General features: G+C 61.7%; 9 protein-coding genes. 5 read left to right on the forward strand and 4 right to left on the reverse strand.

All coding sequences use genetic code 11. From position 1 onward, the window contains the following. The 3 genes from ASF61_RS15320 to ASF61_RS15330 all read right to left on the reverse strand — a co-directional run bounded on the left by ASF61_RS15320 (position 1) and on the right by ASF61_RS15330 (position 4,826). Positions 1-1,734 carry an alpha-amylase family glycosyl hydrolase gene (locus tag ASF61_RS15320; protein ID WP_082491713.1) on the reverse strand — a complete coding sequence of 578 codons (1,734 nt, stop codon included), beginning with the start codon at positions 1,732-1,734 and terminating at the stop codon, positions 1-3. Between the two features lie 20 nt (positions 1,735-1,754). Then, positions 1,755-3,386: an alpha-D-glucose phosphate-specific phosphoglucomutase gene (locus ASF61_RS15325; protein ID WP_056157334.1), complete on the reverse strand. Its 1,632-nt coding sequence runs from the start codon at positions 3,384-3,386 to the stop codon at positions 1,755-1,757. A 114-nt stretch (positions 3,387-3,500) separates the two neighbouring features. After that, complete coding sequence (locus ASF61_RS15330) at positions 3,501-4,826, reverse strand: MFS transporter (RefSeq protein WP_056157336.1); 1,326 nt, start codon at positions 4,824-4,826, stop codon at positions 3,501-3,503. 160 nt (positions 4,827-4,986) lie between these two features. On the opposite strand from ASF61_RS15330, the gene ASF61_RS15335 reads away from it, so the two are divergent. From ASF61_RS15335 to ASF61_RS15345, 3 genes are all read left to right on the forward strand, one after another. Next, positions 4,987-7,431, forward strand: a complete 2,445-nt coding sequence (locus ASF61_RS15335) for a TIM-barrel domain-containing protein (RefSeq protein ID WP_056157338.1) — start codon at positions 4,987-4,989, stop codon at positions 7,429-7,431. Between the two features lie 495 nt (positions 7,432-7,926). Then, complete coding sequence (locus ASF61_RS15340) at positions 7,927-9,192, forward strand: O-antigen translocase (RefSeq protein ID WP_056157340.1); 1,266 nt, start codon at positions 7,927-7,929, stop codon at positions 9,190-9,192. Further along, positions 9,185-10,135 (forward strand): glycosyltransferase, encoded by a 951-nt coding sequence (locus ASF61_RS15345; RefSeq protein WP_056157342.1) that lies wholly within the window; start codon positions 9,185-9,187, stop codon positions 10,133-10,135. Before ASF61_RS15340 ends, ASF61_RS15345 begins: the two co-directional genes overlap by 8 nt. A 227-nt stretch (positions 10,136-10,362) precedes the next feature. Here the strand turns inward: ASF61_RS15345 and ASF61_RS15350 are convergent, their stop codons facing one another. After that, complete coding sequence (locus ASF61_RS15350) at positions 10,363-13,104, reverse strand: TonB-dependent receptor (RefSeq protein ID WP_056157344.1); 2,742 nt, start codon at positions 13,102-13,104, stop codon at positions 10,363-10,365. Positions 13,105-13,485: 381 nt separating this feature from the next. Here ASF61_RS15350 and ASF61_RS15355 point away from each other — a divergent pair, with 381 nt between their 5' ends. Both ASF61_RS15355 and ASF61_RS22890 read left to right on the forward strand, forming a co-directional pair. Next, positions 13,486-16,038: an esterase gene (locus ASF61_RS15355; RefSeq protein ID WP_082491714.1), complete on the forward strand. Its 2,553-nt coding sequence runs from the start codon at positions 13,486-13,488 to the stop codon at positions 16,036-16,038. Positions 16,039-16,297: 259 nt separating this feature from the next. Then, a complete protein-coding gene (locus tag ASF61_RS22890; RefSeq protein WP_082491716.1) occupies positions 16,298-16,534 on the forward strand; it encodes a hypothetical protein in 237 nt (78 codons plus the stop codon). Positions 16,535-16,564: the final 30 nt, after the last annotated feature.

Consider the following 16,564-nt stretch of genomic DNA (forward strand, 5'->3'; position numbering starts at 1 on the left):
CTACTCCTGCCCGATCAGCACGATCGGGTTGCGGGTGCCGAAATTGACGCTGCCGCCGCGCACCACGGCAGTCTTGCCCGAGTAGTAGTCGCGCACCTTCTCGCCGTTGGCGAAGACACCATAGACCTTGATGACGCTGGCCTTGTCGGTCGGCAGATCGAGCGCCACCACCACCTTGTCGCGCAGGCCGTTCTGGTCGTAAGTGCGCTTGAAAATATACGGTTTGGCCTGCAGCTGCTGGTGCACGCCGGCGCCCACCGCCACGTGGGCGCGGCGGAACTGGCCCAGCTTGCTCCAGTGGGCATACACGTCGGCCACCTGGTAGCCGTCGCGCTGCGCGTTGTTCGCCAGCTCGTCCCAGTTCATGAACGAGCGCAGCTTGGCGTCGCCGGTAGCGCCGGCCGCGTCGAGCCGGCGCGCGGTTTCGTCGCCATAGTAGATCTGCGCGGCGCCGGGCGCCAGCAGCAGCTTGGTCGCGCTCTCGAACGGGCGCTTGCGGGCGGCGTCGAACGGCGGATCGAAGTCGTGCGAATCGAGGTAGTTCAGCACCGAGTACCCCTGTAACGCGCCGCCGTGCAGCATCTTCGAATAGCGCGAGAACAGCGCCTCGTAATCCTGGTTGGCGTCGCGCACCAGGCCGAAGTTGATCAGGCTGTCGAAGCCCTGCTGGTAATAGTTGGCGACAGTGCCGCCGCCGAGATCGTGGGTCTGGCCGTGGGCGATCTCGTAGTTGTAGACCTCGGCCGTCATGTAGAACTTGTCGCCGAGTTTCTTGTCCGGGTTGGCCTTCTTCCAGTCGTCGTACGCCGCATCGGCAACCGTGCGCAATTCCTTCCATACCTGCGGTTGCACGTGCTTGACGGTGTCGGCGCGGAAGCCGTCGACGCCGAACTTGCGGATCCAGTCCGCGTGCCACTTCATCAGGTAGTAGCGCGGCGCGCGCGGGTAGCCGGTTTTGGCGAAAAATTCGTCGAGCTCCTGCATCTGCTGGGTGTAGCGCCCTTCGCGGCGCCATTTTTCCACCAGCTGCGGCGGCAGTTCCACCTCGGCGTTGCTGTCGGTGCGGATATCGGGCAGGTTGTCGACCAGCGTGCAGTCGATCGTGGTCCGGGCGTCCTTGTAGGTGCAGGTGGGGCCGGTGCGCACCCAGTCCTGCGGCCACACGGGATCGATCGGGGTGACCGGGCCGGTATGGTTCATCACCACGTCGAGGATCACGCGGATGCCGTGCGCATGGGCTGCTTCGACCAGGTTGCGGAAATCGTTCTCGGTGCCGAGGTTGGCGTCCACGGTGGTGAAATCCTTGGCCCAGTAGCCGTGGAAACCGTAGGACTTGCCGGTGCCTTCGTCGGTGCCGGCGTGGATCTGTTCGACCGGCGGCGTGAGCCAGATCGCGGTCACGCCCAGCTGGTCGAAGTAGCCGTCGTTGATCTTGTTGATCAGGCCAGCGAGGTCGCCGCCCATGAAGCCGCGCAGCGGCGCGGCGTCGTTGCGGCGGCCGTAGGCCAGGTCGTTGCCGGTAAAGGCATTATTAAAGCGGTCGGTCAGCACGAAATACACGGTGGCGTTTTCCCACACGAACGGCTGCACCGCCTTGGCGGGCGCCCCCGCCACCAGCGGCGGCGGGCCCTTCTTCTTGACGCCGGTGGGCTGGGCTGCGGCGCTGCCGCCGGTTGCGGCCAGGGCCAGTGTCGTCGCTGCCAGGGACATCGCGGTCCACCGTGTCAATTTCATGCTGTCTTCCTTATGGTGTGTTACGTGGTGACGGTCGGACGCGCGCGTCCGGTCCAGCCTTCGATGCCGGCCACCTGTTCGGCGATCAGGATCAGGGCCGAGAGGGCTTGCTGGGTCGGCAGATGGTGCAGCTCGGGGTCGGCTTCGTAGCGCTCCAGATACACGCGCAGGGTGGCGCCCTCGGTACCGGTGCCGGACAGGCGGAACACGATGCGCGACCCGTTGGTCATCACGATGCGGATACCCTGCTTCTTCGACACCGAGCCGTCGATCGGGTCCGTGTATTCGAAGTCGTCGGCAAAATCGACCACGTAGTGGCCGAGGTCCGCCCCCTGCAGGGTCGCCAGCTTGATGCGCAGCGAATCCATCAGTTCATTGGCGCCCTTGGTTTCCACCGCCTCGTAATCGTGGCGCGAGTAGTAGTTGCGGCCGAAGCGCGCCCAGTGTTCGCTGACCAGTTGCTGCACCGACTTGCCGGTGACGGCCAGCAGGTTGAGCCAGAACAGCACGGCCCACAGGCCATCCTTTTCGCGGATATGGTCGGAGCCGGTGCCGTAGCTCTCCTCGCCGCACAGCGTGGCCTGGCCGGCGTCGAGCAGGTTGCCGAAGAATTTCCAGCCGGTCGGGGTCTCGAAGCTCGGGATGCCCAGCGCGGCCGCCACGCGGTCCGCCGCCTGCGAGGTCGGCATCGAGCGGGCGATGCCTTTCAGGCCGGCGCGGTAGCCGGGAGCCACGGTGGCGTTGGCAGCGAGCACGGCCAGGCTGTCGGACGGGGTGACGTCGAACTTGCGGCCGACGATCATGTTGCGGTCGCCGTCGCCGTCGGAAGCGGCGCCGAAATCGGGCGCGTCGTCGGCCGCCATGATCTCGATCAGCTGGGCGGCGTTGACCGGGTTCGGGTCCGGGTGCAGGCCGCCGAAGTCTTCCAGCGGTTCGCCGTTGATGACGGTGCCGGCCGGCGCGCCCAGCATGCCTTCGATGATGGCCTTGGCGTACGGGCCGGAGACAGCCGACATGCCGTCAAAGCACATGCGGAAGCCACTGCCGAACAGCTTGCGGATGGCGTCGAAGTCGAACAGCTCCTGCATCAGTTCCGCGTAGTCGGCCACCGAATCGATGACGACGATCTCGGTCTGCTCGATGCGCGAGGTGCCCAGCGCGTTCAGATCGACGGCCGGTGCATCGCTGATGCGGTAGGCGGTAATGGCTTCGGTGCGGGCGTAGACCGCTTCGGTGATCGACTCGGGGGCCGGGCCGCCGTTGGCGATGTTGTACTTGATGCCGAAGTCGCCATCCGGGCCGCCGGGATTATGGCTGGCCGACAGCACGATGCCGCCGGCCGCGCCATGCTTGCGGATCACGCAGCTCACGGCCGGGGTGGACAGCACGCCGCCCTGCCCCACCAGCACCCTGGCGTAGCCATGGGCAGCGGCCATGCGCAGGATGACCTGGATCGCTTCGCGGTTGTGGTAGCGGCCATCGCCGCCGACCACCAGCGTTTTGCCGGCGACGTCGCCGAGCGTATCGAACACGCTCTGCACGAAGTTTTCGAGGTAGTGCGGCTGCTGGAAGACGGTAACCTTCTTGCGCAGGCCGGACGTGCCGGGGCGCTGGCCGGAAATCGGTTGGGTGGTGATCGTTTGAATGCTCATGTTCGCTCCGCGTGATTGAATGACGACGCCGGGATCGCGTTCCGCCTGTGCCGGCGGATACCTCGACCCGTGCGCTGCCGTAATTGAACTTATCTCACGGGCAATATTACATTATTAACGTTCAGGGGCTGCGTTATCTTGAACGGACAGTGTCAACACGGCCGCTACCAGCATGCACAGGCCGCCCAGCATCAGGGTTTTGACCGCTTCGCCCATGAACAGGTGCTTGGTCACGAAACCGAGCAGCAGGCCGCTGACGATCTGCGGAATCACGATGAAGAAGTTGAACACGCCCATGTAGTAACCCATGCGCTGCGGCGGCAGCGCGCCGGCCAGGATCGCGTACGGCATGGTCAGGATGCTGGCCCAGGCGATGCCGACGCCCACCATCGGCAGGTAGGACAGCTGGACATCGTGCACCGCGAACAGGCTGATCAGGCTGACACCGCCGATGGCCAGGCACAGCGTGTGGGTGAATTTGCGGCTCGTGTGGCGCGCCAGCAGCGGCAGCAGGAAGGCCGCCAGCGCCGCCACGCCGCTGTAGACGGCAAACATCACGCCCACGTGGTTGCCGGCGGCCTGGAACGCGGCCGACTGGGCGTCGGTGGTGCCGAACACGTTTTTGCCGATGGCGACGTTGGTATAGATCCACATCGCGAACAGGCCGATCCAGGTGAAGAACTGCACGGCCGCCAGCTGCACCATGGTCTTGGGCATGCCGATAAAGCCGGCCAGGATTTCGCGCAGCGCGTGCAGCAGGCCCTTGTTGCGTCGCTGCTCGGCGCGGAACGCTGCCATGTCGGCCGGTGGCAACTCCTTGGCGGTCAGCACGGTCCACAGCACGGCGCCCATGTAGATCGCGCCGCCGGCATAGAACGAGTAGCGCACGGTATCGGGAATGGCGCCAGGCGCCGCCACGTTGGACACGCCCAGGTAATCGGCAAAGATGGTCGGCAGCAGCGAAGCGATCACCGCGCCCCAGCCGATGAAGAAGGTCTGCATGGCAAAGCCGGCGGTCTGCTGCGACGCGCCCAGCTTGTCGCCGACAAAGGCGCGGAACGGCTCCATCGAGACATTGATCGCACCGTCGAGCATCCACAGCACGGCCACCGCCATCCACAGCGCCGACGAATGCGGCATCAGGAACAGCGCGATCGACGCGAACAGCGCGCCCATGAAGAAGAACGGCCGGCGCCGGCCCCAGGTCGGGTGCCAGGTATTGTCGCTCAGGTAGCCGATCACCGGCTGCACCAGCAGCCCGGTGACCGGGGCGGCCAGCCAGTACAGCGATAAATTGTCGGGATCGGCGCCGAGGGTGGAGAAGATCCGGCTGGTGTTGGCGTTCTGTAGTGCAAAGCCGAACTGGATGCCGAAGAAGCCAAAACTCATATTCCACAACTGCCAGAACGACAGGAGTGGCTTGTTGCTGTGTGCGTGCATGCTGCGCGTCCCGAATATTTAAAATTTGTAGCAAAATAACATGCTGGCACACCGGTGTCAAACAAAGTTTTCCCTAGTAAAATGACGAAAAACAGGGGCTTACTGCCAGTTTTTGTAGTTGAATGTAGCCAAACAACAAAATGACGGGACACCACTCACCATGATACGCATTTCCCTCCCCCATCTGGCCGCCGGCCTGCCGCTGGCTGTGCTGGCGCTGGCCCCGGCCACTGCTGCCGAACGCCGCTTCGAAGCGATGGTCGCGTCCAGCGGCCAGCTCGATATCCGCACCAGCGACGGCCGCTACGTGATCAAGCCCTACTCGGCCGCCATCATGGAAACCACGTTCATCCCGGCCGGCGAGACGGCCGATCCGGCCTCGCATGCCGTGGTGCTGACGCCGGACACCGTGCCGGCCACGGCGCAGGACAAAGGCGACCGCATCGAATACGCCACGCCCGGCATCGCGGTTACCGTCACCAAGTCGCCGTTTCGCCTCAGCTACAGCTACAAGGGCAAGCCGCTGGTGGCGGAAAAGCGCGGCTACCTGAAGGTGCGTGACGATGTGGCCACCGGCAGCAAGGACATCAACAAGGGCGAAGCGCGCGAGCTCGACGCCATCGAATTTGCGCTTGACGCCGACGAAGCGCTGTATGGCGCCGGCGCCCGCGCCGTGGGCATGAACCGACGCGGCAACCGGTTCACCCTGTACAACAAGGCCGACTACGGCTACGGCGCCACCTCGAAGCAGCTGAACTACGGCATGCCGATCGCCATGTCGTCCAGGCTGTATGCGCTCCACTTCGACAATGCCCAGATCGGCTACCTCGATTTCGACAGCAAGAAGGACAACAGCCTGACCTGGGAAACCATCGGCGGGCGCAAAACGTATCAGGTGGTGGCCGGCGACAGCTGGCAGGACATCGTCGCCAACTACACGCGCCTGACCGGCCGCCAGCCCTTGCCGCCGCGCTGGGCCTTCGGCAACTTTGCCATGCGTTTCGGTTATCACAGCGAAGCCGAGGCGCGCAAGACTGTCGATCAATTCAAGCGCGATGACATCCCGCTCGACGCCATCGTGCTCGACCTGTACTGGTTCGGCAAGGACGTCAAGGGCACGATGGGCAACCTGGACTGGGACAAGGATAACTTCCCCAACCCCACCGGCATGATTGCCGACTTCCAGAAGCAGGGCGTGCAGACGGTGGTGATCTCGGAACCGTTCATCGTCAACACGTCCGGCCGCTGGCAGGAAGCGCTGGACAAGCACATCCTCGGCACGGGGCCGGACGGCAAGGCACTGTCCTACGATTTCTTCTTCGGCCACACGGGCCTGATCGACATCTTCGGCGCGCCGGGCCGCGACTGGCTGTGGAATATCTACAAGGGCTTGCGCCAGCAGGGCGTGAAAGGCGTGTGGGGCGACCTCGGCGAACCGGAACTGCACCCCACCGCCATGCGCCACGCTACCGGCAGCGCCGACGAAGTGCACAACATCTACGGCCACCAGTGGGCGCGCCTGGTGGCAGAGGGCTACCAGAAGGACTTTCCGACCGAACGCCCGTTCATCCTGATGCGCGCCGGTTACTCGGGCACCCAGCGCTACGGCATCATCCCGTGGTCGGGCGATGTCGACCGCAGCTGGGGCGGTCTGCAGTCGCAGCCGGAAATCGCGCTGCAGATGGGCATGCAGGGCGCCGGCTATATGCACTCGGACCTGGGCGGCTTCGCCAACCCGGTCGAGGACGACGAGCTGTATGCGCGCTGGCTGCAGTACGGCGTGTTCCAGCCCGTATTCCGCCCGCACGCGCAGGAGGAAGTGCCGTCCGAACCCGTGTACCGCAACGCCGCCACCCGCGCCCTGGCGCGCCAGGCGATCCGCCTGCGCTATGCGCTGCTGCCGTATAACTACACGCTCGGCTTCGAGAACAACCAGCTGGGCATGCCGCTCATGCGCCCGATCGTGTACGAGGAGCCGCACAACCCGAAAGCGCAGGCGATGTCGTCCACTTACCTGTGGGGCCACGACCTGCTGGTGACGCCAGTGCTGACCAAGGGCGCCACCACGGCGCAGGTGTACTTCCCGGCCACCGCCGCCTGGTTCGACTTTTACACGGGCGAACGCCATGCGGGCGGCGCCAGCGAGACCGTGGCCCTGCGCCCCGACCATCTCCCGGTCTACGTGCGCGCCGGCGCCTTCATCCCGATGACGGCCGTGGTGCCCACCACGCGCGACTACAGCACCCGCCGCATCGCCCTGCACTACTACCACGACGCCTCGGTCACCGCCGGCAGCGGCCAGCTGTACGACGACGACGGCGTGACCGCGCAGGCCTATGAGCAGGGCAAGTATGAATTGCTGCGGTTTGCCAGTACGCTGAAAGGCCGCACGCTGACCTTGCGCATCGACACGGAAAGGGGCAGGCAGCAAGCGGGCGTAGCGCGCGGGTTCGATGTCAGCGTGCATAACGTGGCCAGCAAGCCCGCGACCGTGAAGGTAGGCGAGCAACCGCTTGCCTTTAAATGGAATGCCACCAGCAAGCTGCTGACCTTGACCTTGCCGGTCGACACAGCCACGTCGCGCCAAATCGCCATCACGCTCTAGCATTACATCATCGTAGGCTGGCCGGTAGCAACCGCTGGCCTGCCCCCCCCCACGGGACCTCGAAAAATCGTCGCGAGCGGCCCAATATCATGTTGCGTAGCGCAAGCGTACGGAGGTACGCTGAGCACCGGAGAGGCGAAAGCGGGTCGCGCAGTAGGTTTTTCGCGGTTCCCTATGCGAACAGCGGCTTTTTCAGCTGCACCGCGCGATCCATCTGCACCTCTCTGACCGCGTGCTCGGCAGTACTCATTAAGCGCGCCGCACCGCCCTCATTGGTACCAGAGGCGACAGGGTGAACCAACAAACAATGTTAAAATCTTGCCTCACAGATTTCTGCATGTGCCGAGCAGCACTTGCTAAATCACAAAATCCGGTATTTCTGCGCTCCTGCCCTGTTTGAATAAGATAACGGCGTAATGGCATGAATATTAATAATCTCTTTTGGCGTTCGAATGCTCATTACATCTCTAATACCTTATTACGTACGGCGCGGCAATGAGCCTAATTAAATCGAGCTTTTTAAATGGTATCGCAGTTGCGGTAAAAGTCGGCTCGGCGATGATCCTCAACAAGGTGCTGGCCGTGTATGTGGGACCCGCCGGCTATGCAATGATCGGACAGTTTCAGAACGCGCTGGCAGTCGCGCTCAGTGTGGGCGGCGGCGTCTTGGGACCAGGCATTACCAAGGGGACGGCCCAGCATTTCGATGATGTCAAGCAGCAGCACATCCTTTGGCAGACGGCGATCAAGCTAACGTTGTCGGCGACATTACTGGCCAGCCTTACCTTCATCATTGGCCATCAGTGGTTCTCCGGTCGCCTGCTGGAGCGCGCCGATATGGGCACTGTATTCATCGGACTCGGTTTAGCCCTGCCGGCAATCGCCGTCAACAATCTTTTGCTGGCAATCATCAACGGTAAAAAGGAAGTCTCTATTTATGTCAGCGCCAACATCATCGGTAGCCTGCTCAGCCTGATCGTCGTGGGAACGCTCACTTATCTGGGAGGGTTATATGGCGCCCTGCTGGCAATCGCCATCAGTCCGGCTGCCGCATTGCTTGCCACTGCAGCGCTTGTTTCAAGGCGTGCGTGGTTCAAGGCGGCGTTTTTATGGGGCAAAGTAGAACGTAGCACGGTCCGCGAACTGTCCGGCTTCGGGTTGATGGGTCTGACGTCTGCATTGATGGCGCCGCTATCCTATATGTTCATTCGTAACCACTTGTCGGCGACGCTGGGATTGGACGCAGCCGGTTACTGGCAAGCTTCCTGGAAGATCAGCGAAATTTACCTGATGTTGGTCACACTGACATTGTCGATGTACTATTTACCTCGCATAGCAGAGATCAAATCGCGGCTCGAGTTAAAAGCAGAAATCATCAAAGTCTATAGTGTAGTCCTGCCCATAGTCATAGTCGCCGCTGTGGTGATGTATCTGCTGCGAGACTTCATTACCGCCCGGCTGTTTTCCAGTGCATTCGCGCCCATGCGCGATCTTTTTTTCTGGCAATCGACCGGCGATATTCTAAAGATCGGTTCATGGATACTCAGCTACATCCTGTTGGGAAGAGCCATGGTGCGTATTTTCGTGATTACTGAAATTGCATTCTCAATATCTTTTTATCTGCTTACAGTAGCGTTTACTTCGCGCTACGGCATACAGGGCGTGGCAATGGCTTACGCATGTAATTATCTCGCTTATTGGGCAATCATGGCGATACTGGTCAAAAATGAAATGAAAAGAATGGAAACATCGCATGCGTAACCGATACGACGACACCCGCGCCTTAGTCTCCGTACTCATCCCTTTGTATAATCACGCCCGCTACATCGAAGAATGCCTTGATAGCATTCTGATGCAGGGCGCCGAAAATATCGAACTTATCCTGATTGACGATGGATCATCGGATGACGGCTTCTCACTGGCCACTGCTTGGAAAGAAAAGCACGGCCATCGTTTCGCGCGCATTGAATTCGATCGTCAGTCCAACGCGGGCATTACCACCACGTTCGATCGCCTGTTGCGCAGAAGTACAGGCTCAGCAATTGCAGTCGTTGCCAGCGATGACGTTCTGCTGCACGACTCGATCGCCAAGCGCATGGCGTTACTGCGGCAGCCTGGCGTGATGGCCGTATTCGGCGACGCCATCCCGATTGATGGCGAGAGCAGGGTTACCGGAACGAGCGCGATTGCAGAGCTTGGAAGGCCGAGCTCGCGTGCGGCGTTGGCAGATGTCCGAACCCTGCCCTGGGAACTGATTTTCCGCTGGAACGTTTATGGCTCGGTCCTGCTTTGTCGCAGGGAGGCAGTCATCAATCCTGATTCCGACTCGGTGCTGAATCTCGATATTTTTTGCGAAGATATGCAGCTGTATTACCAACTCAGCACCAAAGGTACGCTACGTTACCTGAACGAACCTGTGGCGCAATACCGGGTACACGGCTCGAACACGTGCTTTGTAGAAGAGAATATTCCGAAACTAAGAAAAAGCGGATACGAGGCCCAAAAGTTTGCAATGCGTACAATGCCTTTCTGGCGCCGATTGGTGGTAGGGCTGCAGGCCTTCACCTACCATCGTTGGGATAAGAGCCTGCGTGGCCGACTGATTTTTCCGTTAGTAGCAGCGGCGCACGTTGTCCTATTGGGTTCGCGATGTTTCTACGATTTTTATCGCGTACGCCTGCTAAAGCAAAGTCGGAAAATGTAATGTCCTACCGCGTGGCTGACGCGCGCGCACGATCCTGCTCATCGGTGGGCATCGGCGCGGCCGGTGCGAGTTCACTGAGGTAGAGAAAGTCAGAACGGGAATGTGCTGAAATTGTGACCCGCGTCCAGAGAACGATATACTGCTAAATTTTTGTAAAAAAACCTCCGCCGGTTTCCCGGCAGAGGCCCAAATACACTGCGGAGAGAGCAGTTTAAAACAGGGAGGACTTAGAACTTGTAGTTCATGCCCGCGATCACGGTACGGCCGTATTTTGCATATTCCAGCTGCTGGGCACGGTCGCCGTTGTAGGTTTCGTAGGCGGCGTTACGCAGATTGTTCACTTGCAGCACCAGGCCCACACCTTTCATGGCGCCGGTGTTGAAGGTGTAGCCGACCTGCAGGTCGATGATGTTCTCGCCGACCACGTAGCGCAGCGCCCGGTCGTTGGAGAAGTTGCCGATCTCGCCGACGAAATCGGAGCGACGACGCTGGCTGACACGGGTCTCAAAACCGTCTTTCTCGTAGTATGCGGTCAGGTTGGTCGTGCGCTTGGACAGGCCAGGCAGCGGAATATTGTTGCCGATGCTGCCGCTCGGATCCTCGATCGTGATCTTGCTGTCGGTGTAGGTGGCGCTGGCGGAGACGCCAAAGCCGTCCAGGGTCTTGGTCAGCATATTCAGCGGCAACGAACCGGACAGTTCCACACCTTTCAGGATGCCGCCCTTGCCGTTGTAGGCAGCGCTGAAGTCACCGGTGGTCGAGCGCAGTGGCTGGCCATTGGTCATCAGGAAGTCGGCCGGGAAGTAGGTCGAGAAATCGGTGCGACGGGTCTGCGTAAAGATATACGTATCAAGCTTCTTGAAGAAGGCTGCTGCAGCAAAATAGGCTTTCTTGTCGAAGTACTTCTCGTACGAAATATCGAACGCCTTGGCGCGCCATGGGTCGAGTTGTGCGTTACCGCCGCTGCCGTTCGGTTCGCCCTTGGTCAGGTCGACGTTGATTTCACGTGCCGAACGCAGCTGGTCTACGCGCGGACGCGCCAGTTGCTTGGCCAGTGCCAGGCGCACGGTCTGCTGGTTATCGAAGCCGAACGCCAGGTTCATGCTAGGCAGGATGTCGGTGTAGCTCTTGCCATCGTGGATGGGCTGGATCTGGCTGCCGACCGGCTTGCTGTTGTCGAGGTAGCGCGAGTCCGACGACTGCTTGGTGTTCTGCATCTGCACGCCGATGTTACCGCGCAGGCTGACCGCTGGCGACAGTTCGGTGTCGATATTGGCCTTGGCGAAGCTCGTGATGACTTTTTCGTTGACGGTCCACGCTTTCGGGATCAGGTAGGTCAGGTCTTCGCTGGGCAGGAACGACATGTACTGGCTGACGAAGCCGGGCACATTCCAGGTCGGGATCGAACCGGCGCCGGCAAAGCCCAGATCGGCTGCACCGTATTGCAGGTTGCCCGGAACGGCGACCGGCCCGCCGACCAGGTTGATCGCGCCTTCGGCCTGACGCTTGCTCTTGCTGCGGTCGGCGTAATTGACGCCGAAGTCGAAGCTCGAGAACGCTTTTTCCAGCGCGCCTGCTGCGCGCACATTGGCGGTCAGCTTGGCGCCTTTCAATTCGTCTTCGACGCGCGGCACCTTGCCGTAGCCGGAGCCGTAGATGGTGTTGCCAACGTACAGGTTGTTGGAATTGCTGTAGTCGAGACCGGTCGTCAGGCGCGAGTAACCGCCATTGCCGTAGCCAAGGGCGACATTGTCCAGCAGGGCCGAGGCGCCGCCATTGCTGTATTGCAGATTGTTTTCCAGGCCGGTCTCGTTGCGCTTGGCTTTCGAATAGCTGAGGTCGCCGAAGATGGTCCAGTCGCTGGACTTGTATTCGTTGCTCCAGCCGATTGCGCGGATCTCATCCTTGCGCTTGTTATACATGCCGCGCACCAGCGGACGCACATTGTTGAGCGTGCCGCCGGCGATGGTGCCATTGTTGACCACGACAGGGTTGTAGTTGGACTCGCCTTGTGACAGCGAAATCTCGAGCTGGTTGGCGGTTTCCTCGGCCTTGAAGCGCGACGCGTAAGCGTCGATCATGCTGGTCCACTGCTTGTTCGGGCGGTACTGCAGCACGCCCATCAGGCCGTCGCGCTGGTTGGTGCCGCTGCGGGCCACGGCCTTGATGCCGTCCGAGGCGAACGTGCCTGCCGGCAGACCGGCACGGGCATCGCGCTTCCATGGTTCGTACAGGCCGGTTTCGTTGGTCAGAAGCGGAGTTTCCAGGTGGGCATAGCCCAGTGCGATACCGATCGTGCGGTCGGCGAACTGGTCGATGTAACTGGCCGAGAAGCGGTTGCCGGTATCCTTGGCGTTGCCGATCTTGCCGAGCGAATTTTTTTCGCCGCGGGCATTGAGCGCCACGGTGCGGCCGGAGAACGCCAGCGGACGCGCGCTCTGCATGTCGATGGTGCCCGACAGGCCCTGGCCGACCAGGCCGGCGTCCGGGGTTTTATACACGGTCACGCCCGAGATCAGCTCCGACGGGTATTGGTCGAATTCGACACTGCGGTTGTCGCCGGTCGAGACTTGCTCGCGGCCGTTGAGCAAGGTGGTGGAAAAGTCCGGCGACAGGCCGCGCACGCTGATCACCTGGGCACGACCGGCCACGCGCTGGGCGGCCAGGCCCGGCAGGCGCGAGATCGACTCGGCGATGCTGACGTCCGGCAGCTTGCCGATATCTTCAGCGGAAATCGCCTCGACGATGGAATTGGAATCTTTTTTGACCGAGATTGCGTCCTCGATACCGCGACGGATGCCCGACACCACCACCGATGCAACAGGCGCCTGCGCATCGGCAACGTATTCGGGCGCAGTGCTCTGCGCCATGACGGGCATGGCGAAGGCGGCGACAAACAGCGCGCACCCTGCAGCGACCGGGTTGAGTTGGAACGCAGCAGGGCTGCGCTTGTTGGCAAAGATACTCATTGATGTCCCCTCTGTACGACACTAGTAATTTCCCCGTGGTCATGGCGCACTTGGGTGGCGACTACACGAGGAAGCAGAAAAATAACGTTCTATAGACGTTCCAGAAAGAATTTTGTATTAAAACTAGATTCAGTGTCAATTGAACTTCGTGCCACTTACAGATTCATAGTGACGCAATACTGCGCCTCCCCGGGAAGGAAGCGATTCTCGTTGTATTTCAGCTACAATAAATGTGGCAAGTGGTTGTAGCAGAACTACAGTTTTTCGCTTGAAAATGCGCAATTTCTGAAACCACATGCCAAAACGCTCAGTAAAGTTGCGGCGCTTCATCGCCTGATGCGAGCGCCGTGTAGTACGACTACGAACGAAGACGAGGACCTCATGACTTTGCACCGATTGCCGGCACCGGCCTTGTGCGTGGCGCTCGCCATGCCCCTGGCGGCCGCTGCCAGCCCCGCCAGCACCAGCGTGGTGTACCCTGCCCCGCACGGGCAAGCGCACACCGTGCGCGTGAGCACGCCCGACGTGCACGCGCTGTTGCGCCACTACACCCAGATCACGACCCAGCCCGTGCGCCAGGGTCAGCACCTTGATGGCAAGCAGGAAACCAGCTACGAGGAAACTGCGCAATTACCCACCGTCCGCAGCGGCAGCCTGGCGTTCGACGCCCTGTTTGCCCTGGCTGGCGCGGAAATGCGGCGCGACGCCGTCAGCCAGATCCAGGACGGCAGCTACAACGGCGGCAAGCCGATTGCCTGCGATTGCTTCAAGACGGGCGAGCTGTGGCACTACGTGTGGACGCGCGACCTGTCCTATGCCGCGGCGCTGTCGCTGGCCATGCTCGATCCGCAACGGGTACGCAACTCGCTCACCTTCAAGCTGGCGGGCTGGCGCGCCGGTGTGACGCCCGGGGCGCAGGTGGCGGGCAGTGCCGACGGGCTGCAGATCGTCCAGGACACGGGCAGCGGCGGCAGCTGGCCGGTCAGTACCGACCGCATGAGCTGGGCATTCGGCGCCGACGAAGCACTGAAGGCGCTGCCGCCCGCCGAGCGCCAGGCGTTTGCCGTCACCGCCCTCAAGGCCTTGCGCAACACCATCGAGAACGACCGCCTGGCCGCCTACGACACAGGCGACGGCTTGTACACGGGCGAGCAATCGTTCCTCGACTGGCGCGAACAAAGCTACGCCGCCTGGATACCCGATGACCTGGCCAGCATGGCGACGTCGAAAGCGCTGTCGACCAACGTCGCCCATTACCAGGCGCTGACGCTGGCCGCCAGGCTGGCCCGCGAACAGGGCGACGCGGCGCTGGCGCGCCGCTACGACGGCTGGGCGGCAGCACTGAAACTTGCCATCAACCGTCGCTTCTGGCAGGCCGACACCGGCATGTACAGCAGCCTGACGGCCGGCCACTTCGATGGCGCGGCGCTATACAAGTACGACTGGCTGGGCCAGTCGCTGGCCATCATTCACGGCATCGCCGACACCGCGCAGGCGCAGAGCATCCTGGCCCACTATCCGCACGGTCCGCTGGGCGCGCCCGTGATCTTCCCGCAGCAACAGGGGGTGGCGGTGTACCACAACCGCGCCATGTGGCCATTCGTCACGGCCCACGGCCTGCGTGCAGCGGCCATGACGGGCAACGTGGCCGTGGCCGACGCCGCCTACGACACACTGCTGCGCGGCGCCGCCCTGAACCTGTCGAACATGGAGAACTTCGAATGGCTGTCGGGCCAGCCGCTGCTGACCGATAAACAGGCAAAAGCCGACCTCAGCGGTCCGGTGGTCAATTCGCGTCAGATGCTGTGGTCGATCGGCGGTTACCTGGGCATGGTAGTGGGCGAGATTTTCGGCGTGCGCACCACCGACACCGGCATCGTGCTGCATCCGTTCGTCACCGCGAAGTTACGGCGCGAAGCGTTCGGCGCCAGCGACGCCGTCACCCTGAACAATCTGCAGCTGCGCGGCAAGCGCCTGCAGGTGCAGTTGCGGCTGCCGGCAGCGGCACCGGCCGACCGCCAAGGCTATTATGCGATCGACAGCATTACCGTCAATGGCAAGCGCACCGGCGCGACGCTGGACTGGTCGGCACTGTCCGACGACAACCACATCGAAGTGCGCCTGGGCCAGCTCCTGCCCGGCCAGCAGGCCATCCGCCGCGTCGATGGCACACCGCTCCACGTCGATCCCGCCTTGTACGCGCCGTTCGAGCCGCGCGCCACGCTGGCTGCCGGCCCAGTCACCGGCGCCACGACCGTGCAGATCGCCTATCCTGGCAATGCCCAGGGTGTGGTGTACAACGTCTATCGCAACGGCCAGCCGGTCGCAACGGGATTGACGGCCAGCACCTGGACCGACCGCGCGCCCGGTACGGCAGGCAATGCCTGCTACGCGGTGGAAGCCATGTACGCCAGTTCCGGTAACCGCAGCCATCACAGTGCGCCCGTCTGCGTGCAGGCCGGCCAGACCATTGCCGTAGACGACGCCCGGGTGCAATCGCGTCCGGCAGTCGATGGGGGCCGCATTGCGCACTGGGGCGCGCCGCAAGACACTTTTACCGTGCGCGACGTCGACATCATGCGCGGCGGCAAGTATGTGCTGCAACTGCTGTATCGAAACACCGCGCACCAGGTCAACCTGGGCATCACTGGTGGCGTGAAGTGGATGGCGGTCAGCGATGAAGCGGGCCGGCAAGTCGCTGCCGGCGTGGTGCAAATGCCACACTCGCCCGAAAGCGCAGGACCATCGTACTCGACGCCACTGCGCGCCTCGCTGAAACCGGGCCGTTACCGCCTCACCTTGCAAGACTTTTATAATATGAGCTACCTGAAAAGTAATACCTCGTACGGCGACGCGGGCGGCGTCGGCGGTCCTGCAAACCGCGCAGATCTGCATGGCGTGCGCATCATGCCGGCGCCGGATGAGCTGCCTTAAGAAGAAATAGGTTGCATTGCAGCACGCCAGTCCTATGGTGCGCGCTTGCCAGGTGTTACCATGTCGAATGACAACGGTTCAACCTGGCGTTGCCAACCTTGTCACAGGAAGATGACTCTCAGTAAGAAATACGCCGGCAGATGCGCGAAAAAAATTGCACATTAGAAATTATTCTATTGTTCCAATTGATTGATTAGTAAAAGCCGGTACAATGCCTGCTGTAGTCAAGACGTCTCTTTACTCCACTTTGAGGACCCTCATGAAAAAAATCGCTATCACTGCCGCAGTTCTGGCATTCGCCGCCGGTCAAGCTTTCGCTCAAACCGCTCCTGAAGCACCAGCTCCTGCACCAGCACCAGCTGCTGCTGGCGCAGCCGGCACCGCTGGCCTGAGCACCGGTGCCCTGGTTGCTATCGGTGCTGCTGTTGCTGCTGTGGCTGCTGCTGCTTCGGATTCGAATTCGGGCACCACCCACCACGCTACCAGCCATCATTAATTTGTCCCCTGTCGCTACCGTCCTGAAGGA

Source organism: Duganella sp. Leaf126 (assembly GCF_001423125.1).
Classification (GTDB): domain Bacteria; phylum Pseudomonadota; class Gammaproteobacteria; order Burkholderiales; family Burkholderiaceae_D; genus Rugamonas.

Excerpts from the sequence above, each read along its gene's own strand:
- ASF61_RS15320 (WP_082491713.1), bottom strand. The coding sequence starts at position 1,734 with ATGAAATTGACACGGTGGACCGCGATGTCCCTGGCAGCGACGACACTG.
- ASF61_RS15325 (WP_056157334.1), bottom strand. The coding sequence starts at position 3,386 with ATGAGCATTCAAACGATCACCACCCAACCGATTTCCGGCCAGCGCCCC.
- ASF61_RS15330 (WP_056157336.1), bottom strand. The coding sequence starts at position 4,826 with ATGCACGCACACAGCAACAAGCCACTCCTGTCGTTCTGGCAGTTGTGG.
- ASF61_RS15335 (WP_056157338.1), top strand. The coding sequence starts at position 4,987 with ATGATACGCATTTCCCTCCCCCATCTGGCCGCCGGCCTGCCGCTGGCT.
- ASF61_RS15340 (WP_056157340.1), top strand. The coding sequence starts at position 7,927 with ATGAGCCTAATTAAATCGAGCTTTTTAAATGGTATCGCAGTTGCGGTA.
- ASF61_RS15345 (WP_056157342.1), top strand. The coding sequence starts at position 9,185 with ATGCGTAACCGATACGACGACACCCGCGCCTTAGTCTCCGTACTCATC.
- ASF61_RS15350 (WP_056157344.1), bottom strand. The coding sequence starts at position 13,104 with ATGAGTATCTTTGCCAACAAGCGCAGCCCTGCTGCGTTCCAACTCAAC.
- ASF61_RS15355 (WP_082491714.1), top strand. The coding sequence starts at position 13,486 with ATGACTTTGCACCGATTGCCGGCACCGGCCTTGTGCGTGGCGCTCGCC.
- ASF61_RS22890 (WP_082491716.1), top strand. The coding sequence starts at position 16,298 with ATGAAAAAAATCGCTATCACTGCCGCAGTTCTGGCATTCGCCGCCGGT.